This window comes from Pirellulales bacterium (assembly GCA_035499655.1).
Classification (GTDB): domain Bacteria; phylum Planctomycetota; class Planctomycetia; order Pirellulales; family JADZDJ01; genus DATJYL01.
This window is the reverse complement of record DATJYL010000141.1, coordinates 15,856-35,681: the sequence shown is the minus strand read 5'-3', so window position 1 is coordinate 35,681 and position 19,826 is coordinate 15,856. Positions and strand designations below refer to the sequence as shown.

Sequence of the window (19,826 nt, the reverse complement as noted above, 5' to 3'; positions counted from 1 at the left end):
GGTCTATTCTTCACCCGCGCTGCCGGCGCTGGCGACGACGGTGTTGATGCCGGCAACGAGAATTTTTTCGCGCAGTTCTTCCGTAAATTTAGGATTCTCGGCCAGGTATTGGCGGACTTTTTCGCGACCTTGGCCCAAATGCGTTTCGCCATATTTGAACCATGCGCCGCTGCGTACAATCAGTTTTTGCGCCACCGCCAAATCGAGCACGTCGCCTTCGTAACTGATGCCGTTGGCGTGGAGCATATCGAACTCGGCCACACGGAACGGCGGGGCGACTTTGTTTTTGACGACTTTAGCCCGCACGCGCTGGCCGATGACTTCCTCGCCGTCCTTCAATTGACCGATCCGCCGGACGTCGATGCGGCAGGAGGAATAAAACTTCAGTGCCCGACCGCCCGGCGTGGTTTCGGGGCTGCCGAACATGACGCCAATTTTTTCGCGGATTTGATTGATGAAGATTACGCAGGTTTTGCTTTTGGAAATGGCACCGGTCAGCTTGCGCATGGCCTGACTCATGAGCCGGGCTTGCAAACCGACATGGGAATCGCCCATTTCGCCTTCCAATTCTTTCTGCGGCACCAGGGCGGCGACCGAATCGATGACAATCACATCGACCGCATTGCTTTTGATGAGCATTTCGGTAATGTTCATGGCCTCTTCGCCGCTGCCGGGCTGGCTGACCAGCAGCGTTTCCAAATTGACGCCCAATTTTTTAGCCCAGGTGGGATCGAGGGCATGTTCGGCATCGATGAAGGCGGCAATGCCCCCTTCCTTTTGTGCCCGGGCCACGGCATGCAAGGCGAGCGTGGTTTTGCCGCTGGATTCGGGACCGAAGATTTCGATGATGCGTCCCTTGGGAAGGCCGACGCCTCCCAAGGCCAGGTCGAGCGATAAACTGCCGGTGGGAATGCCCTGGATGCGGCCGGCGGCGGCCTCGGTGGAGCCCAGCGGCATGATGGAGCCTTCGCCGAAAGTTTTTTCGATTTGGGCGATGGTGTTTTTCAATTGGGGATGCTCGGCGAGCGGGTCTTTATGCGCCTTGGATTTACCCTCCGAGGATTTTTCGGTTGATTCTTTTTTGGCCATACGATTGTTCGGCTTTACGGTGTCGACTTTTCCCGTGTCGCCTTTTCCGGCGTCGACTTTTCCATTGTCTGTTTTTACGGCAGTAACCATGCAATGTGCATCCTTTATGTCGCAGAAAGCCCGAAAGTGCAAGCTGGCCGCGTCCTGCGAAATGCCCCGGCCAGTGCCATTTGGTTTATCGGCAATTTTACCCGATTACTGAACACGTGGACAGTATATCGGTTTTTCCCGCTGAATCAAGTAGAGTTTCGCCGATTTTGTCTGGAATTTTTGCAGCGGATGGAGAGGCCCGATTTCCACGGAAAAATTGGGGCGGTTGCCGGAAAGCTCGGGGGCTGCAATTGACGAGAAAGCAGAGATTAGCGGCCGTGGTGATGTTTTTTACCGCAGGTCATTGACCGGGGCTAAATGAGTTGGGCGGCGGGCGGGCAAAGAGGGACTGGCCGGCAGCGCGAGCGACGGTCGCGGCTTTGTACGGCGGTGCATGGGCAAACGAGCGCGTGGGCCGACGATGCCATCGCCAGCTTTGTGATGGGGACGGCGGCCGGATGAGAGCGCTCGCCTGCTGCTCGCGACTAAACGATGAGGTTGGAGCAGCCTGTTTGTGTCCCAGGTACCTTGCTTGCAACGGACTAGGGACGATTAAACAATCGTACATGCCGAGCCCAGCCGACCGGCTGCAAGTGAGTAAAACACGGTCAGCGGAAATGCTGGAGTGCCTCGCGTCGCGGCGTTCCCATTGGGCTCGGCGATAATTAATTTAACTATGAATAATCGAGGATGCAAATTTTCGTCGGGCGGTCCAGATGGGGGGCCTGACGGCGTCAAACGGCGTTCGCTCGGGGCGAAGTGAAAATGTCGGGATACACTTCCGACCTGTTTTTCACGGAAGAGGATAGTTTGGACGCGGTGGGCAGGCGTGCGTGACGCAAGAGGCCATCACACGCCACTTTCAAATTCATAGGGGCAAGCTTCCATGCCGGGATGGGCAAGTTTACAAGGCGCTTCCCCTTCGCAGCAATGCGAGTGTGGGCCGTTGCGGCCGACGGCTGGCGCGGGCGGCCCGGCACCGGCGATTCGATGGCGTGCCGGCAGATGGTACAGCCGGCCACTGACAAACATCGCGCACCGTCAGAACGAATTCGCAGAAATCCATTCTGCGGTCTATTGCCTGGTTCTGTACAATGCTATGTCTCAGTTCATCTGTTTTGCGCCTGCAGCGGTTTGCGGTTACGGAGAATTCAGTCATGGCCGAAATTCCCAGCGATGTTGCGTTCACCCCTGCCGTGAAAGCCATACAAACTGAAAAAGGCTCGCGGAACATCTACGCCGAAATGGAAGAAGATACCGGCTGGGAGACGGTCGTCACGCCGCAATTGGCGAAGTTCATTAGCGGCCTGGACATGTTCTATCTGGGCACGGCTAACGCCGCGGGACAGCCGTACATTCAATACCGCGGCGGCTCGCCTGGGTTTTTGAAAGTGATCGACGAGCACACGCTGGCCTTTGCCGATTTCGGCGGCAACCGGCAATACATTACGCTGGGCAATTTATCGGAGAACCCAAAGGCATTTATTTTTTTGATGGATTACGCTCATAGCCGGCGCGTGAAATTGTGGGGCACGGCCAAAGTGGTGGAGAACGACGAGGCCCTGCTCTCACAACTGGCCGATTCAGAATATCGCGCCGGCAAACCCGAACGGGCGATCGTGTTCACGCTGACAGCTTGGGACATGAACTGCCCGCAACATATTCACAAGCGTGTGGCGGTGAAAGATGTAGCGCCCATCATCGAACAACTACAAACACGGATTAAGGAACTGGAAGCGGAACTGGCGCAGCGTGGTCAGTAGATTTTCACCACGGAGGCACGGAGAGCGCAGTGCAGCGAATTCCTAATGTCGAATGACGAATGTCGAAAGAATGACCACACGAAGTGGCGAAGCTAAATCCGAATGATGAAGCGCTCAGCATCCTTGGTCATTGTGACTTGGTCATTGGTCATTCATTAGACATTCGTCATTAGTCCTTCGTCATTTTCCGCTCCGTGTCTCTGTGCCTCCGTGGTGAATTTAGCCGTTCAGGGTCGCGCGGGAAAGAACTTCGTAGGTTGGGCCATCGCGACCGAGGGTGCTGGAAAAGACGGTGACGCTGTCGACGGTCATGGCGCCGGCGTCGAATTCGGCGTGTTTGCGCAGCAGTTCCGTCAGTTGATGCAATGCCGCGGGGCTCGAATCGCGCACACGGCCCAGCGTTAAATGGGCCGTGAAGCGGCGATGCTCGCGCGGAAAACCGAGCGGTTCCAGCAGGCGTTCCTGGGCTTGAAAGAGCAATTCCATTTGCTCGGCCCCGTCGGTTACGCCCAGCCACAGCGTGCGGGGATGACCGGCTGAGGGAAACGCCCCGACGCCGGCCGAGACGATGTCGAAGGGGGTGAAGGGTTCGGCGGCGGCTTTCACCGCCTGACAAATGGCGGCGGTTTTTTCCATCGGCACGTCGCCGAGGAATTTGAGCGTGTAGTGCAAGTTGGCGGCTTTGGTCCACGTGACTTTGGCCGAAGCCACACGCAGCCGTTCGATAAGCCGCAGTGCGGCGGAGCGGATTTCCGGGGAAATTTCGACAGCAGTAAAAACTCGCAGCACGGACATGGCGATGAGCAATAAAATTCAGAATTAACCGCGGAGACGCAGAGACGCGGAGAGGATAAAAGCAAGTTTAGAAATGATGCACGACTCGTTTGATTCCGTCTTTGAGGACAGGAACTTGGAAGTTGATCGGCAAACCGATGGGGCTATTAAAAAGTTTCAAATAGGTGAGCAATTGAGCGTCGTGAATGGGTAGTAGTTTCTCAACTGTTTTTAATTCGACAATCACATTTTCGACAACTAAATCAATTCGGTATCGGCAATCCAATAAAACTTCTTTATACCGAACGGGCAGCGGCACTTGTCGCTGAAATTTCAGTTCGCGGACACTCAATTCATAACACAAACACTCTTCATAGGCCGATTCAAGCAATCCCGGCCCCAGCGACCGATGCACTTCGATCGCTGCCCCAATAATGGCTTCCGTAATCCGATTCTCGTACCGTTCGCCATCCTGCCCCATTATTTCTTCCTTGCCCTCTCTGCGTCTCCGCGTCTCTGCGGTTCAAACCTGGTTCAAAAACTCAGCATTTTTTTGTATTCTTGCATGCGGCGTTCCAGGTCGGGGCGTTCGATTTTTTTCAGCCGCTCAAGCGAAAAATCTTCGACGGTAAAGCTGGCGGTGAGAATGCCATAGGCCAGGGCTTCTTTCAGCGTGCGGGGGTCGAAGTTATTTTTTTCGGCCAGGTAGCCCATCATGCCGCCGGCAAAGCTGTCGCCGGCCCCGGTCGGATCGATCACGTTCGGCGTGGGATAAGCGGGCATGACGTAGGTTTCGTGCTCGCTGAAAAACATCGCCCCGTGCTCCCCTTTTTTCACAATCACAAACTTCGGGCCAAACTTCAAAATGGCTTTGCCGGCGCGGACCAAATTTTCGTCGCCGGTGAGCAGCTTCGCCTCGGCGTCGTTGATGACCAGGCCGTCGATCCGCTTAAACAGGCGCATTAAATCATCGTGCTGGATGTTGATCCACAAGTCCATGGTGTCGGCCACGGTGAGCAGGGCGCCATCGACTTGATCGAGCACTTTCATTTGCAGCACGGGGGAGCCGTTGGCCAGGAACAAGAACTTGCAACGCTTGTACGCTTCGGGCAATACCGGATTGAAATCACCGAAGACGTTCAGGTGGACTTCCAGCGTTTCGCGGTCGTTCATGTTGGGCTGGTATTTACCGGTCCAGCGAAACGTTTTGCCCCCTTTGACGATATGCAGGCCGGCGGTGTCGATGCCGCGGCTTTCGAGCAGTTGGGTGTGCTCGGCGGGCCAATCTTCACCGACCACCCCCACCAACTGCACGGGCGAAAAATAACTGGCCGAGTAGGAAAAGAAGACCGCCGCCCCGCCCAGGACGTTATCGCGGCGCTGGGTGGGAGTTTCGACACTATCTAAGGCGACGGAACCGACGACCAACAGCGGCATGGGAAATTCCTTGGGGCGATTTTTGAAGTCCGGCTTGCATGGCGGCCAAAACTTGCCACATTATGAAGCGCGAACTAACGCCCCGCAACGGCGGTCTTTGGCCCTTGGTCATTCGTCCTTGCTCCTTTGTTATTTCCGAGGATCATTGGTCATTGGTGCTTGGTCATTGGACATTTTCAACCGGACTCCTATGTCAAACGCTGACGATATCGAACGTCTCTTCGAACCCATCGCCGAGGTGGTCGCCAAGTATGCTCGGCGCAAACGAATGAAGTTGGAAAAATGCCCCCGCGGCAACTCCGGCTGGGAGCTGAGCCAGCCACATCGCTACGGCGGCACGATTTATCTGCTGATGCTGCACGACCCAACGGCAGGACTGGGCATCGGTTCCGTGTGGCAATTTCCTTGCCCAGAAATGTCGCTCTTGTATTCGCACTTTCGGAAATTGTCCACGGTCCCTATCGTTCCCGATCCGGTCATCGCCACTTTGAAGGCCCAGTGGAAAGCCATCAGCAAGGTGAAATTTGGCTACTGGACACACATGAAACCGATGAAATCTCAGACGGAAGCAAACTGATGTTTGAAGGAACACTCGAAGCGATTTTTATTGGATCGATGAAAGCGGGGCCGATGCAACCGGTGGAAAGCGCCCAAGCGATTGCCGCCAAGGGTCTGCAAGGGGACCGTTACTCTGCGGGCAGCGGCACATTTTCCGACTGGCCCGATACGGCGGCCGACCCGACAACCATTGATCCGGAAACACAGATCACGCTGATTGAAGCGGAGGCCCTGGAGGCAGTCGCCCGAGATTGCGAGGTGACGATTGCGCCGGCCCAATCGCGCCGCAATTTGCTGGTGCGCGGCGTGCCGCTGAATCATTTAGTGGGGCGCGAATTTCTGGTCGGGCCGGTGCGGCTGCGGGGCATCAAGCTGTGCGAGCCGTGCGGGCATTTAGAAAAGCTGACCGTGCCGGGGATCAGGCAAGCCCTGCTTCACCGGGGCGGACTGCGGGCGGAAATTTTAACTTCCGGCACGCTGCAAGCGGGGGACGTGGTGCGGCAGGGGTAACAGCAAACTTTGGCGCGAGATCAGTTAACCGATCACAGATTTTCGCAGCAAAGGTTCAACGAAATTTAATGCAGCATTAGAGATTGCAATGCCTGGTTGACAGCGGCATCGGTAGGAAATGCCGCCCGCACTTCTGGTGTTAGGAGCGCCAGATTGGTTCCAGAGCGATAGCGCTTGGCGTACTTTCCTCGCACACCGCCCTTAAGTTTCTTGAGGTCGTATTGTTCACGCAATTCGCCGTTTTTCTTTGCGTTACGTTTCTTCTTCATACTGTTTCCGCTCCCGTCGAGTTAATTTGCGGGAATTGATAATTCTTGTGAGTTCACCCCGATCGGTATGTGAAACCATCAATAATCGTCCTGCAGAGGAATTTCCAATCGTGAGGAATCGATCTTCTTGATCGGAGTGATCGGGATCAAAATACGTCATGGCCTGCGGATCTGCGAACACCGTGGCCGCCTCCTCAAAGGATACACCGTGGCGGGCCAAATTTCGAGTTGCTTTTTGAAGATCCCATTCAAATTGCATTGTCGCCCCGTGATCTTTTGGAATTGAAAACTCGGTTCTTATCGCCAGCCGGAGCTGACCCAGGGGAGCGATTGGTTGTCGGCCAGGGTGGGTTCGATACGACGCAAGTAGGCGTACATGGCGCCGGTATGGTGCTGGACGTGGCGCAGGTTGTAAATGTGCAACTCAGCGCGGGAGCATTTTCGGCGGGCGATGCCCGAAGGGCCGGCGAGCGATTGCACCGTTTCGGCGGCTAGTGCGTCGCGCAGCTTCTGGTGGACCAGCCGGGCGTATTCCAGCGTATCTGGCTGAGACAGGCCGGGACTCGCCTGTTTGCCCCGTTCGTCGCCGCCGCGATCATGAAAATGATGCAACTTAAATTCGGCATCGCTGGTCGAGAGATAGAATTCGGCAAAGAAGAGCGTGTGATAGGCCACGTAGCGGAACGTGTCGTTGGCGATTTTGCCTTCCCAGTACTCGCTCGGGCAGGCGGTAACGCACTGTTTTAGCATGGCCAGGGCGGCTTCGAACTGGCTGGCGACCGTTTGCTTGTAAAGTTCCAACATCAGAAAGGCCCTTTCGTGAATCAGCTTGAATTCCGCCGCAATTGCATTTCCCAACCAAGGGCATCCCCTTCGGGTAAATTTTGCAGCCCCAGTAATCGCAGCAGGTACAGCAGTTGGGCCCGATGGTGCATGCTGTGCGTAATCACGTGGACGATGGCCCCGCCGTAGGGCTTTTTCCGCGGCGGGTCGTCCAAATGATCGACGAAGCATTCGTCGAGTTTGTTTTCACGCTGCAGGCGCGTGCTGACGGCCGCTAAATCGGCGGAGACAATATCGAGCCGGCGCAGGAGGCCGTCGACGGAGCGCCCCTCGGGCAAATTATTTTGGTTCGGACGGATTGGTTGCTCGGCAATTAGGTCGGTCCAGACTTCCATGTTGCGGATCATGTGCAGCAGAGTAGCCCGAACGGAACGGTGGGCAATGTCGAATTGCGTGTCGAGCTGTTCGTCTGTTAATTCGCGGCAGCGCACGAGCAATTGGCGCGTGGTCCAGGAATCGTGGCCCAGCAAGCGGTCAAGGATATCCATGAACAACAGTATAGGTACTGTTGGTGGGCCGTCAATTGGCAGCTATTGCTGGACTATTTACCGCCGGCTTTCTGTTCGATTTTGGCCCAGGTATCTTTGAGCGTGACGGTGCGGTTGAAGACGGACCGGCCGGGCCGGGAATCGAGCTTGTCGGCGATGAAGTAACCGTTGCGTTCGAATTGGAAGCTATCGCCGGGAGCGGCATCGGCCAAGCTGGGCTCCAATTTGGCATCGGTCAGCGTTTCCAGCGAATTGGGGTTGAGATTGATCAAGTAATTTTGGCCGGCGGGGAATTCGTCCGGATCGGCTTTGTTGAACAAATAATCGTACAGCCGCACCGGCGCGGTCACGGCGTGCGATGCGCTGACCCAGTGAATGGTGCCCTTCACTTTGCGGTCCGATTGCGGCATGCCGCTTTTGGTTTCCGGATCGTACGTGCAATGCACTTCCGTAATATTGCCGCTGGCGTCCTTGGCAACGCTGACGCATTTAATGATGTATGCATACCGCAGCCGCACCTCGGCGCCGGGGGCCAAGCGAAAGAATTTTTTCGGCGGCTCTTCGCGGAAATCGTCCTGCTCGATATATAGCGTACGCGAAAACGGGACTTGCCGTTTGCCGACGGCGGGGTCTTCTGGGTTGTTCACCGCTTCGAGCATTTCGGTTTTGTCGGCCGGGTAATTATCGAGCACCACTTTTAACGGCCGCAGCACGGCCATGCGGCGCGGAGCACGGCGGTTCAAATCTTCGCGGACCGAACCTTCCAGCACGGCCATGTCGATGGTGCTGTTGAATTTGGCCACGCCAATGCGGTCGCAGAACAGGCGGATCGATTCGGGCGTGTAACCGCGGCGGCGCAAACCACAAATCGTCGGCATCCGCGGATCGTCCCAGCCGGCGACGTGCTTGTCTTTCACCAGTTCTAACAGCCGGCGCTTGCTCATTACGGTGTAGGTGAGATTGAGGCGGGCGAATTCGATTTGCTGGGGATGGATGATGGATGCGTGTGGCGTGGATTTCTCCCTCGCCCCTTGTGGGAGAGGGCCGGGGTACGGGGTGGCAGCGCGACCAGCGGTCGCGGCTTTATGAGAATTACATTCAATGATGCGGTCCAAATACCAATCGTACAGTGGGCGGTGGTTTTCAAATTCCAGCGTGCAAATGCTGTGCGTCACGTTTTCGATGGAATCGCTTTGACCGTGGGCCCAATCGTACATGGGATAAATGCACCAGCGGTCGCCCGTGCGGTGATGCTTGGAGTACAAAATGCGGTACATGACCGGGTCGCGCATGTTCAAATTGGGATGGGCCATGTCGACTTTCGCCCGCAACGTGCGCGAGCCTTCGGGAAATTCTCCTTTTCCCATACGGGCGAACAGGTCGAGATTTTCCGCGACGGGCCGGTTGCGGAACGGGCTGTTTTTGCCCGGCGTAGTGAGCGTGCCGCGATATTCGCGGATTTGGTCGGCGTTCAGATCGCACACATAGGCGTGGCCGGCTTCAATGAGCTGGATGGCCCAGGCGTGAATTTGCTCGAAGTAATCGCTGGCGTACAAGGGCGGCGGCACGTGGAAGCCGAGCCAGCGGACATCTTCCTCGATCGATTCGACGTATTCTTCTTCTTCCTTGGTCGGGTTGGTGTCGTCGAACCGCAGGTTGCACGTGCCCTGGTATTTGATCGACAGACCGAAATTCAGGCAGATGCTTTTGGCGTGGCCAATGTGCAAATAACCGTTGGGCTCCGGCGGGAACCGCGTTTGCACCCGATTGCCAAACCGGCCGGTGCGGGCGTGCTCCTCGATAATTTCTTCGATGAAATTCAGCGAACGGGGTTCGTCGGGCATGATGAATTGACGGTAATTGGTATTGGGTGCCTTTATATAGTGCCTGGGAGAGGACACGGTCGATAGTTTCTCGCAAGGGGCTGTTTCAAGCAAGAGCGTCACTGCCATCAGGTTTTGTAAGTGCCAGCCCAGTGCACTATACTGAGCTATTCTGCGAACCAGGTAACTGAGCCTGATTTTCCAAGGTGCGCTGATGATTTGGGCCGGATTGTTCTTTTTGTTGCTGGCCGGCTTCGAAGTGTTCATTGCGGTGCGCAGGGAATATCGACAAACGCATAGCAAAAGTTCCGACCCCAGCAATAGCATTTCGCCGACGCTGCCTTTTGTTTGGCAAGCAAGCATTTTAGCATTCGCCGGCGTGCTGTGTCTGCCGGCGGGAAGTTGGTGGATGGCGTTGTTGGCGACCATAGCAGTGTGCGTGCTGGGCACCTGGTTCGTCATTCTGGCTGGACGTCGGTCACCGGCAAGTTAAACCCTGCTCCTCATCCTTGGAGCCGCGAAACATGAAAGCAAATTACATCCCCGAAAATTGCCACGCCGTTACGCCGTATTTGGTCGTGCCCAATGCGGCCCGGTTGCTCGAGTTCGCCCAGCAGGCATTTGGTGGCGTAGTGGGTGAAAAATTCACGCGGCCCGATGGAGGCGTGCTGCACGCCCAGGTGCGGATTGGCGATTCGCTGTTGATGGTTGGCGAGCCGCCGGCGGGACACCACACCTGGCCGACCGTACTGTATTTATATGTGCCCGACTGCGATGCCACTTACCGACAGGCCGTGGCGGCGGGCGGAGAATCGCAAACCGAGCCGACCGACATGTTCTATGGCGACCGCACCGCCAGCGTGAAAGACCCGGTCGGCAACATGTGGTGGATCGCGACGCACAAGGAAGTGTTGACGACGCAGGAAATTCAGCAGCGGGCAGCGAAGTTTTTTGCGGAGAAGGCGAAACAGGGCTAACCCGATGCAAGTTTATTCTGACGTAGCCGCATATTATTTAGAACGGCTAAGAGCCGAGGATAACAGCGCCGCATTCTTCGGTCTATTGGAATCGGACAGTAGCGTTGTTCCTGATTTGGTCGCGCTCTATCGCAGCGAGTCAGACCCGAGTATTCGTGAATTCGCCATCGAAGTTTTGTGGCAGAGGCGCGATTTGTCCATTATTCCGTTGCTCGGCGAAGCGCTGCACGATCCAAACACTGCGGTTTGGCAACAAGCGCTGGATGGGCTGGTTGCACTGGCGTCGCCTGAATCACTGGCAGTTCTTCGTCAAGCGCAGACAAAACAATTTTCCAAGCAAGGCGATGCCCAAGAATTTCGGCAGTGGATTGATGAGGCGATTGAGCAAATCGAGCTCAAGCTGAAATCCTAATTTCGCCCCGTTGGGGCTAACGGTAGTGATTGGGCACGTTGACCCAGGCCGTTGGCCTGGGCTGACATCGGTTGGCCCTTTGGGCCACAGTTTCGGATATCGAATCAACGATATCGCCCAATTTCATTGAGCCCGGACTGGCCGCATTAGGCCCTTTGGGCCACATTTCAGCCGGCGATGTATTTTCAAAAGGCGCATGTTGGTAAATGCACTTTGCATTGGTCGTTACGACGTGCAGATGCAGCCCAACGGGTTGAACTATGCTAGCCCAGGCCAAGTCCCGGCGCGCCGGGACGTCGGCCTGGGTTTACGGACGCACACGAAACCTAAAGCCCCAACGGGGCGCACTGAAATCAATCCCACACATATCGTTCGTCGATCTGAATGCCGTGCCGCTGGCAAAGCGCGCGAAATTCTTCTTGAAAAGTCAATGTGCGGTGGTGCTCCTCCTGATTTTCGATGTATCGCCGCGCGTCAGGCACTTTCGATTCGCTGACGGAAAACATGCCGTAACCGTTTTGCCAATGGAAATCGCGCAGCGATGCGGCCTTCGTCTTGATCCATTTCGAAGTGGAAGTTTTGGCTTCCTCGATCACTTCCGCAATCGTGCGCGTTCGCGCCAGCAAATTCAGAATGTGAATATGGTCGGCAATTCCGCCGATTACCAGCGCGGGACAATCGATATTCTTCAGCACCGTAGCGAGGTAAGCGTAAAGTTCACGCCGCAAAGCCACATCTTGTAAGAGCGGGACACGACCCTTAGTGCTGAATGTCGTGTGAACGATGACCTTGGATAACGATTGCGGCATGAAGGGGCTCTAGTTCGCCCCGTTTGGGCTTATTTGATTATGCGGGATGATATCGACCCAGGCCGTTGGCCTGGGCTGACATAGCTTGGCCCTTTGGGCCACAATTCAGCACCTAATTTTCCATGTTGTTCCGAAAAATATCGTGTGGCCAACGTCCGTCCTTTGGGCCATAGCTTCGGATTCATTCACTTTCGTGCCAAAGCTCGGTCGATGCGGGCTAGGCATTTTTCGCGGCCGAGAATAGACAGCGTGTCGAACAGGCCGAAGCCGACGCCTTTGCCGGTCAGCGCGATGCGCAGCGGATGCACCAGATCGGCCATTTTCATTTGGCGCTGCTCGACGATAGCTTTCAGCGTCGTTTCCAGTTGCGGCGGTTCGAACGGTTCGACCGTGGCCAATAATTCTTTGACCGCGGTTAAAATTTCGGCGGCGCCGGGAGTATTGCGAATGCGTTTGTCGAAGGCGGCTTCGTCGTAGGGCAACTGATCGTCGGGCAGGAAAAAATCGGCGTAGTCCAGTATGTCGCCGAACACTTTTATCCGGTCGGCGGCGGCGGCAACGATTTTTGTCAGTTGCGGGCCCACGTCGCACGGCGTCGGCTCAGCCACTAATCCGGCGCGTTGCAAAAACGGCAACGTCTTGGCTACTTTCTGCTTCAGCGGCAGCTCTTGCAGGTAGTGGTCTTCGAAGGCCCATAGTTTTTTGGGGTCGAAGCTGGCCGGGGCTTTGTTCACGCGCTCCAGTGAAAAGCTGTCGATCATTTGCTCGCGCGTGAAGAATTCCGTTTTGTCGTCGAACGACCAGCCCAGCAGCATCAAATAGTTGATGATGGCGTCGGGCAGGTAGCCGACTTGCTCGTAAAAATCGACGATCACCGGGTTGAACGTTTCGGCGGTCGCCGCCAAGTTAAGCTTGGCCGCGATGTCGACGCCGTGTTTGTACAGTCGGGCGAAATCTTGGTTCTTCAGGTATTGCCCGAGCTTGCGCTTGCTCAGTTTGTTTTTGCTGCCGGGCTCGGCCACAAACGGCACGTGGGCGTACTCGGGCAACGGGTAACCCAGCGATTGGGCCACGAACACCTGCCGCGGCGTGTTGGAAAGATGTTCCTCGGCCCGAATGACGTGCGAAATTTGGAAATCGTGATCGTCGACGACCGTCGCCAGGTTGTATAGCGGCGTGCCGTCGGCGCGCTGGATGACGTGATCTTGCTCGCGGACCCAATCGAACTGCACGTCGCCGCGGATCAGGTCGTGAATGACGAGTTGCCCCTCGTGCGGCATGTTCAGTCGGACTACGCCTTTGCGGCCTTCGGCTTCGAAGCGGCGCTGGGTATCGACGGTGTCGGCCATCCAGCGGCGGCTGTAAATAAAGGGCTGCTTGGCGGCTTCGGCGGCGGCGCGCTCGGCCTGAATTTCCTCGGTGGTGGCGTAATCGCAGTAAGCGAAACCGCCGTCGAGCAGTTTGTTGATGGCTTGCTGATAGCGATCGCGCCGCTGCGATTGGTAGTACGGTGCGAACGGGCCGCCGACTTCGGGCCCTTCATCCCAATCGATGCCCAGCCAACGAAAGCCGTGCAAAATGGGCGCGAGCGCCTCGGCCACATTGCGCTCCTGGTCGGTATCGTCAATTCTCAGCAGAAATTGACCGCCGTGCCGCCGAGCAAACAGCCAATTGAACAGGGCCGTGCGCACGCCGCCGATGTGCAAATACCCGGTGGGACTGGGAGCGAAACGTGTGCGAACGGGACTAGCCATGCCTCATCCTCTGAAACTTTGAGCTTATTGAGAACTAAGCTACCAGAGAAACGGGCTAGTGGGGAATGGGGAGTGTGGAATGGGGAATGGCAGCAGAAATGACCAACGACCCGCTGCCCAACAACGCATTGGTCATTGGGATTCGGTCATTGGTCATTCATCGTCTTCGCGCTGTTGGCGGCGCATTTGTTTGCGGAGGCGTTTGCGTTCCGCTTTGGAGAGCTTGCGGCCCGCGCCGTAGGAATCGCTGTCATCTTCGTCCTCTTCGTCGTCGAAGCGATTTTGGCCGGCGCGATTTTTGGAGTAGCGATTGCTGTCGCGGTCGTCGTCATCGGCGGAACTGCCGTAGCTTTTCGACGTGGAATTTGTCGACGTCGATCCCCCGGCAGAGCCGGAGTTGGCGGCTGAGCGCTGCACCATGGCGGCCAAAGGTGCGGCGGAAGGCGACGCGGGGGTTTTGTGGGCTGCATCAATACGGGAGGATTTCAAGCGCTCGGCGGCGCTGTCGGCGCGCTGATCTGCGGCCCGCGCTGCTTTCGCTTTCTTCGGTGCTTTTTCGCGCTTCAGCTTGCGCTGGCGCAGCGTGAGCAATCCTTCGGCATCGAGCAGCACGTGCCGGGCGTACAGCGCGATGGTGAAAAACAGCGTAACTTGCCCCACTAAGCGGCCGGCAATTGCTACTAGCGCGGCGCTCATTTGTGGCGATTGGCCTAAGTGCAGCCAGCCGTAATCGGTGGCAAGCGCGGCGGCCCAGAGCGAAAACGCCAGGGTGAAGCCGAGGGTGGCGGTGCGGCTTTCGCGCACTTCCAAGAGCAATCGCAAGGCGAGAATGCCCACGATGCCGCCCCAAATGCCGATCCACCAAATCGCTCCGCCGGCAAGCATCGACCAGCCGGTGAAGTGCGCCATCGCCAAGGCAAAGGGGGTGTGCAAGTTGGCCGTGGCATCGATGCTCATCACCAGCCAGGCGACGGCGGACCAGAGCCACAGGCGGTAACGGCCGCGGTAATCATCGAGCTTGTGGCGGCGGATGGAATAAATGAGCACGCTGCCGGCAGCGGAAAAGCCAAACAATAGCGACGAGAACCAGCCGGCCAGGCTGCCGCCGTTGGCGGCATCGAACAAGGGGGCCAGGCCAAGCGAATTGGATTGGTCGCGCGCTTGATCGCACAACCTGACATAGCCGAACAGCAACCCGCCGACGGCGGCCAAGGCGGCGACATACCACAGTGCTACGGTGAGCCAACTGCGGGGAATGAAATCGGTCGTGTGGCGATGATTTTCGCGCCGGGCGGAGGCAGTGTAACGCTCCGGCTTGCCGGCCGGCTTAGACGTACCGGCAGCCGACGGTGCGAACGATTCGCCCGCTAAATCCTCCGCCAGGTTTCGGCGGCGGCGGTCATCTCGACTACTTCCGAAAAGCGACATCCTTGTCGGATTTCAGGGTTCGGGGTTGGTTAGTGGTCAGTGGCCAGTTGAGCGGCGAAGTTTGTGCTGCGGTTGCGGTTTAGCATGAAACCGTGTGAAGGTGTGCCGATTATTCCGGGCCGGCGCGCGGTGCTAGCAGTTTGCACAAGACGCCTGGGCCTACAGCAAAGGTCGGCATTCGGGCTGGCGTGACTGCACCTTGGTTGTCATTTGTCGTTTGTCCGTTGCCGGCGGCCCGGAGGGAATCGCTAATCGGCAAGGTTTGACATGGCCGGAGCAAGCATCGTTCGTCATTAGCCGGTTGGTTTGGCCAATTGCCGCAGTTGCTCGGAGATTTGAGCCAAACTGATGTTGATGCGATTGAGTGTGGTCCGGCGCGAGGCGAAGACCAGCCACACGGTGCACAAAGCGGCTAAGAACAGGCAAACGAGTGCGGCGTCGATGTAAGGAAGTGCGTGGTGAAACAAGTCGGTGCCATCGGACAGCATGCGCGCGTGTGCCTGATCGACCTTTTGAGCGAGCGATGAGTCGCCGGATGGTTGGAACTGGGTATCGGACGTTTGCTGTGGCGGGCTCGACCGTGCGTTTAAATTCAGCGACGCCAAATCATCATGAGCCTTGTCAGCAGTCGCCGGCTGGTCGGTTTGTTGCGATTTGAGCTCGAGGAATTCGCGGGTGTTATTAAGCCGTACGCCCATGACAAATTGGTTCAGGCCATACACGAGCAAGCCCATGCCGGCGGCGCCGACGATCCACAGCAGCAGACACAGGACGGCCAGCCAGCGAATGCGGCTATGATCGCGGCGGACAATTTCGGCGGCGATGTCGTGGGCGCTAGGCATGGGGGAAAACGGTGCGGCCAATTGATTTTGGAATGCGGCGGAAAAATCACCGGGGCTCATGGGTTTTCTCCAAAATGGTGCGTAAAGCTTGTTTGGCGTGGTGCAGCCGGGATTTCACGGTGCCGACGTGGCAACCGACCACGGCGGCAATGTCGTCGTAATTCATGTCTTCCATGAACCGCAGCAGCAGCACTTCGCGATGCTCGGGGCTGAGACCATCGAGTGCGGCATGCACGGCCTGGGCGTCTTCGGCGGTAAAATCGTCGGCGGGGCTTGGTTCATCGGCAACGTTCAAATTTTGCGCGTCGAGCGATTCGACGGTTTGTCCGCGGCTGCGGAACCGCCGATATGCCCGATTGCGGGCAATGCGGTAAAACCAGGGCAGGAAGGAATCGGAATTGGCCAGCCGCGGCAGGTCACGAAACACGTCCATCCACACTTCTTGCGCCAAATCGTCGACGGCTTCCCGGCCGGCCAACTTGAACAGAAATCCGCGCAGACGAGGTTGGCAGGCGGTCACCAACTCCTCGAAGGCAGAGCTATCGCCAATTTGGCAGCGTACGACCAAGACTTTCCAATAGAACGAATTCAATTGGTCAGCCATCGGAGGTTCGCTTCCGGCCGGATGAATTGCCGTATGAAAGATAAGGTGCGCTGGGGGCGGAAAAGTTCAATGAGCCATCGAGGTTTAGCCGCAAGGCGCTAGCAGAGCGGGAATGATGAACGATAAGGCATCTACCCGCCGGGCAAGCCCGGCGGCTAACTGTGCATGCGCGGCAGCGGATCGCCGGCGGCAATGATTTCGGCTTCGGCGGCGGCCAGATCGTCCAAGCGGCGGTCGACAATTTCGTCCTTGGCAAACAGCTTGGCCAGACGAACGTACGTGCTGTGGTGCCGGGCTTCGCTCTCGAACAGGCTGCCGTAGAACGAGGCCAGCTCAGGGTCGGACACGTGCTGCCGCAGCAAGTCGAAGCGTTCGCAACTGCGAGCTTCGATCAGGCCCGCCACCAGGAGCCGATCGACCGCCTTGCCGGGTTCCAATTTGCGGACCAGGTCGTTCAATTTGCGGCCATAGGCGGGCGGGGTTAGGCGGCGGAAGCGAATGCGGCGACGCTGGAGCAAATCGAGGACCTGGCGAAAGTGGTCGAGTTCTTCATTCACAATATCGGCCAGTTCGCGGCACAGTTCGACCCGGTCGACATAGGCGAAAATCAGGTTCAGGGCCGTGCCGGCGGCTTTTTTCTCGCAATGGGCGTGGTCGATGAGGATTTCGTCCAGGTGGGCATCGACCTGGGCCAGCCAACGCTGTGAAGTTTCGGAGGTTAAACTGAGCATAAAAGCGGCTCGAAAGACGGCCAGCGGGGTTAAATGGATGCCCGGCGGCGTGGGGTTGTGGGATGTGCCGGCCTGGGCGAGCGTCTATTGTTTTCGATTCGCGGGCGTCGTTCAATATATAAAAGGTCAGGCCAGCCATCGCTTGACCCAATTTTGGTGACGAGGATTTCACTCATGCCGCTGAAAAGAATGGGGATTGTGTCGGCGATTCTGGCAGTGCTTGCCACAGCGCCGGTCATGCTGTTTACCGGGCAGGCTGATGATGTGTCTAGCACCGGGACTTTGGACCAGGTCACGCTGGTCGATCACGGCCAAAGCTACACGTTTAGCAACCGCTACTGCACCGCGGTGATATCCAAGCGATCGGGCGATTTGACGTCGCTGACGTACAAGGGCAAGGAGTTGATGGGTTACGATTCGGGTCATCATGCTGGTTACTGGGAGCAATCGCCGGCGAGTCCGGTGGCGTCGATCACGATTGATCCGGGGACCAATCACGGCGAGCGCGCGGAAGTTTCGATTAAGGGAACCGCCACCGGTGGCGTGGGGGGCGGCACCAACAACGTTCAAATGGAAGTGCGCTATGCGATGGGACAAAACGACAGCGGCGTGTATACCTACGCCATTTTTAGCCACGACGCCAAGACCGGTCCGGGCTCGGTGGGGGAATCGCGCTACGGGGTGAAGCTACCCAACATGTTTGATTGGCTTTCGATCGACGCACAGCGCAACCGGCTGATGCCGACCGCCGCCGACTGGGCGGCCGGCACGCAATTGAATATGAAAGAAGTTCGACGGTTGAACACCGGCACGTACAAAGGAGAAGCGGAGCATAAGTACGATTACTCGGCCTATCAATTCAGAATTCCAGCCTTTGGCTGGTCGAGCACGACGCAGCACATTGGGTTGTACTTCATCAACCCGTCGACGGAGTTTCTCTCCGGCGGGGCGACCAAGTACGAGTTGACCGGGCACCTGGATGCCAATCCTGGCGGCGCGCCGACGCTGTTGGATTATTGGCGGGGCACGCACTACGGCGGCAGCATTTGCCGGATTCCGGCCGGGGAAGCATGGAGCAAAGTGGTGGGGCCGATCATGATTTATTTGAACTCGAAAGACACGCCGCAAGAGATGTACGACGACGCGCTGGCCAAAGCCAAACAAGAAAGCCAAGCGTGGCCGTACGATTGGGTGCAAGGGGTCGATTATCCGCACCGTGACCAGCGCGGCACCCTGAGCGGGCAAATTGTGCTCAACGATCCGCAAGCCACGACCACGAAGCTGCCGAATTTGCTGGTGGGTTTGGCGTTTCCGGATCAAAAACCCCCTGCCCCGTCCAATGGTGCAAGCGCGAGCGCTGGCTCGTCCTTAGGCAGTGGCGCAACCGATAGCGCCTCTTCCAGCGGCGTTTCTTCGAGCAGTGCCTCTTCCAGCGGCGCAACCCGGAATGGCGCTACTTCGGACAAAACTGCCCCTGATACTTCCACTGCCAACAGCTCGGCTTCCGGCGGTGCGACTCCGGGTAGTTCAGCTTCCAATAGTGCAAATCCCAACGGTGCGAATCCTGGAAATGACAGAGGAGGCAGCGGCGGAACGGATCAAAGCAAAGCGGATTCAGCGGGGAGCACACGCGGTTTAGGCCCTGGTGGCTTTGGTGGTTATGGCGGCTTTGGTTTTGGCGGGCGCGGATTTGGTCGCGGTCCCAGCGTTACCGATTGGCAAAACGACGCCAAGCATTATGAGTTTTGGGTACAAGGAGACGAGGACGGGCACTTCGTGATTCCCAACATTCGGCCTGGCACCTATCAGCTACACGCCATCGCTGACGGAGTGCTAGGCGAGTTCTCGCAAGCGTCGATTGAAGTGAAAGCGGGCGATAAGATCGATTTAGGAAAACTGCAATGGACGCCGGTGCGGTACGGCAAGCAATTGTGGGAAATTGGCATTCCCAACCGAACCGGCGCGGAGTTTTTCAAAGGGGATGATTATTTTCACTGGGGCTGGTACGTGCAATACGCCAAGCTATTCCCCAATGACGTGCATTACGACGTGGACACGTCCGATTTCCACAAAGATTGGTTCTTTGAACAGGTGCCGCATGACGCATCGGACACTGATGCCGACGCCACCGGCCGGGGCCGAGCCACTCCGTGGACGATCACGTTCAATTTGCCGCAAGACATGCACGGCAAAGCCACGTTGCGGTTGGCCATTTGCGGCGCGGGAACCCGAACCATTGATGTGACCGTGAACGGCAAAGCGGCCGGGACCGTCAACATGCCATTTTACAACGCCACGATCAACCGCGACGGCATCGGCGGGTATTGGTCGGAGCGCAATCTGTCGTTTGATGCCGCGCTGATGCATGCGGGCAAAAACACGATGGTGCTAACCGTTCCGGCCGGCGGGTTAACCAGCGGCATCATTTACGATTATTTGCGGCTGGAGCTGGCGGAAGATACCGCAGTGGCTGAGTAACGGATGAGATAAACTCTGCGTTGACGCACACCCGTCCAGCGATGCAAAGTGGGCATCGACTTCATTGCCGGACAGCGACAATTCGGCGGCCACATCGATCAATCATGCTGACGAGCAAGCGGACTATTGCCATCGCGGTTTGATCGA

The 19,826-nt window shown here is 57.1% G+C and carries 22 protein-coding genes; 7 read left to right on the top strand and 15 right to left on the bottom strand.

The features are described from left to right. Window positions 1-3: 3 nt before the first annotated feature. Window positions 4-1,089, bottom strand: coding sequence for a recombinase RecA (gene recA, locus VMJ32_09995; protein HTQ39351.1), 1,086 nt, complete (start codon window positions 1,087-1,089; stop codon window positions 4-6). Window positions 1,090-2,336: 1,247 nt separating this feature from the next. Here recA and VMJ32_09990 point away from each other — a divergent pair. Further along, window positions 2,337-2,942 (top strand): pyridoxamine 5'-phosphate oxidase family protein, encoded by a 606-nt coding sequence (locus VMJ32_09990; protein HTQ39350.1) that lies wholly within the window; start codon window positions 2,337-2,339, stop codon window positions 2,940-2,942. A 219-nt stretch (window positions 2,943-3,161) separates the two neighbouring features. On the opposite strand, the gene thpR is transcribed toward VMJ32_09990, so the two are convergent. The 3 genes from thpR to VMJ32_09975 form a co-directional block, all read right to left on the bottom strand. Further along, entirely contained in the window at window positions 3,162-3,737 is a 576-nt protein-coding gene (gene thpR, locus VMJ32_09985) for an RNA 2',3'-cyclic phosphodiesterase (GenBank protein ID HTQ39349.1), read from the bottom strand. A 67-nt stretch (window positions 3,738-3,804) separates the two neighbouring features. Then, window positions 3,805-4,197, bottom strand: a complete 393-nt coding sequence (locus VMJ32_09980) for a GxxExxY protein (GenBank protein HTQ39348.1) — start codon at window positions 4,195-4,197, stop codon at window positions 3,805-3,807. A gap of 53 nt (window positions 4,198-4,250) precedes the next feature. Beyond that, on the bottom strand, window positions 4,251-5,153 hold the full coding sequence (locus tag VMJ32_09975) for a PfkB family carbohydrate kinase (protein HTQ39347.1): 903 nt from the start codon (window positions 5,151-5,153) through the stop codon (window positions 4,251-4,253). Between the two features lie 190 nt (window positions 5,154-5,343). Here VMJ32_09975 and VMJ32_09970 point away from each other — a divergent pair, with 190 nt between their 5' ends. After that, window positions 5,344-5,730, top strand: coding sequence for a hypothetical protein (locus VMJ32_09970; GenBank protein HTQ39346.1), 387 nt, complete (start codon window positions 5,344-5,346; stop codon window positions 5,728-5,730). Further along, on the top strand, window positions 5,730-6,221 hold the full coding sequence (locus tag VMJ32_09965; GenBank protein HTQ39345.1) for an MOSC domain-containing protein: 492 nt from the start codon (window positions 5,730-5,732) through the stop codon (window positions 6,219-6,221). Before VMJ32_09970 ends, VMJ32_09965 begins: the two co-directional genes overlap by 1 nt. Window positions 6,222-6,286: 65 nt before the next feature. On the opposite strand, the gene VMJ32_09960 is transcribed toward VMJ32_09965, so the two are convergent. Genes VMJ32_09960 through VMJ32_09940 form a run of 5 tightly spaced genes read right to left on the bottom strand, consistent with a single transcriptional unit; the run spans window position 6,287 to window position 9,665 of the window. Continuing rightward, window positions 6,287-6,490, bottom strand: a complete 204-nt coding sequence (locus tag VMJ32_09960) for a hypothetical protein (protein ID HTQ39344.1) — start codon at window positions 6,488-6,490, stop codon at window positions 6,287-6,289. Further along, window positions 6,474-6,749 carry a BrnT family toxin gene (locus tag VMJ32_09955; protein ID HTQ39343.1) on the bottom strand — a complete coding sequence of 92 codons (276 nt, stop codon included), beginning with the start codon at window positions 6,747-6,749 and terminating at the stop codon, window positions 6,474-6,476. Before VMJ32_09955 ends, VMJ32_09960 begins: the two co-directional genes overlap by 17 nt. Window positions 6,750-6,787: 38 nt before the next feature. Next, window positions 6,788-7,348, bottom strand: a complete 561-nt coding sequence (locus VMJ32_09950; protein ID HTQ39342.1) for a DinB family protein — start codon at window positions 7,346-7,348, stop codon at window positions 6,788-6,790. Continuing rightward, window positions 7,315-7,821 carry a DinB family protein gene (locus VMJ32_09945; GenBank protein ID HTQ39341.1) on the bottom strand — a complete coding sequence of 169 codons (507 nt, stop codon included), beginning with the start codon at window positions 7,819-7,821 and terminating at the stop codon, window positions 7,315-7,317. Before VMJ32_09945 ends, VMJ32_09950 begins: the two co-directional genes overlap by 34 nt. 53 nt (window positions 7,822-7,874) lie before the next feature. Next, window positions 7,875-9,665: a glutamine--tRNA ligase/YqeY domain fusion protein gene (locus tag VMJ32_09940; GenBank protein HTQ39340.1), complete on the bottom strand. Its 1,791-nt coding sequence runs from the start codon at window positions 9,663-9,665 to the stop codon at window positions 7,875-7,877. Window positions 9,666-9,858: 193 nt separating this feature from the next. Between VMJ32_09940 and VMJ32_09935 the strand changes: the two genes are divergently transcribed. The 3 genes from VMJ32_09935 to VMJ32_09925 are packed head-to-tail and all read left to right on the top strand — an operon-like array spanning window position 9,859 to window position 11,033. After that, window positions 9,859-10,137 carry a hypothetical protein gene (locus tag VMJ32_09935; protein HTQ39339.1) on the top strand — a complete coding sequence of 93 codons (279 nt, stop codon included), beginning with the start codon at window positions 9,859-9,861 and terminating at the stop codon, window positions 10,135-10,137. Window positions 10,138-10,168: 31 nt separating this feature from the next. Then, window positions 10,169-10,621: a VOC family protein gene (locus VMJ32_09930; protein HTQ39338.1), complete on the top strand. Its 453-nt coding sequence runs from the start codon at window positions 10,169-10,171 to the stop codon at window positions 10,619-10,621. Between the two features lie 4 nt (window positions 10,622-10,625). Beyond that, complete coding sequence (locus tag VMJ32_09925) at window positions 10,626-11,033, top strand: HEAT repeat domain-containing protein (GenBank protein HTQ39337.1); 408 nt, start codon at window positions 10,626-10,628, stop codon at window positions 11,031-11,033. 353 nt (window positions 11,034-11,386) lie between these two features. On the opposite strand, the gene VMJ32_09920 is transcribed toward VMJ32_09925, so the two are convergent. From VMJ32_09920 to VMJ32_09895, 6 genes are all read right to left on the bottom strand, one after another. Continuing rightward, window positions 11,387-11,842 (bottom strand): transposase, encoded by a 456-nt coding sequence (locus tag VMJ32_09920; GenBank protein ID HTQ39336.1) that lies wholly within the window; start codon window positions 11,840-11,842, stop codon window positions 11,387-11,389. 185 nt (window positions 11,843-12,027) lie between these two features. After that, window positions 12,028-13,596 carry a glutamate--tRNA ligase gene (gene gltX, locus VMJ32_09915; protein ID HTQ39335.1) on the bottom strand — a complete coding sequence of 523 codons (1,569 nt, stop codon included), beginning with the start codon at window positions 13,594-13,596 and terminating at the stop codon, window positions 12,028-12,030. Window positions 13,597-13,749: 153 nt separating this feature from the next. Then, window positions 13,750-15,024 carry a hypothetical protein gene (locus tag VMJ32_09910; GenBank protein ID HTQ39334.1) on the bottom strand — a complete coding sequence of 425 codons (1,275 nt, stop codon included), beginning with the start codon at window positions 15,022-15,024 and terminating at the stop codon, window positions 13,750-13,752. Between the two features lie 293 nt (window positions 15,025-15,317). After that, on the bottom strand, window positions 15,318-15,926 hold the full coding sequence (locus tag VMJ32_09905; GenBank protein HTQ39333.1) for a hypothetical protein: 609 nt from the start codon (window positions 15,924-15,926) through the stop codon (window positions 15,318-15,320). Continuing rightward, window positions 15,913-16,470, bottom strand: a complete 558-nt coding sequence (locus tag VMJ32_09900) for an RNA polymerase sigma factor (GenBank protein ID HTQ39332.1) — start codon at window positions 16,468-16,470, stop codon at window positions 15,913-15,915. The genes VMJ32_09905 and VMJ32_09900 overlap by 14 nt, the downstream gene beginning before the upstream one ends. Window positions 16,471-16,625: 155 nt before the next feature. Beyond that, a complete protein-coding gene (locus VMJ32_09895) occupies window positions 16,626-17,201 on the bottom strand; it encodes a tRNA-(ms[2]io[6]A)-hydroxylase (GenBank protein HTQ39331.1) in 576 nt (191 codons plus the stop codon). Between the two features lie 174 nt (window positions 17,202-17,375). On the opposite strand from VMJ32_09895, the gene VMJ32_09890 reads away from it, so the two are divergent. Further along, window positions 17,376-19,679, top strand: coding sequence for a polysaccharide lyase family protein (locus VMJ32_09890; GenBank protein ID HTQ39330.1), 2,304 nt, complete (start codon window positions 17,376-17,378; stop codon window positions 19,677-19,679). Window positions 19,680-19,826 lie beyond the last annotated feature (147 nt).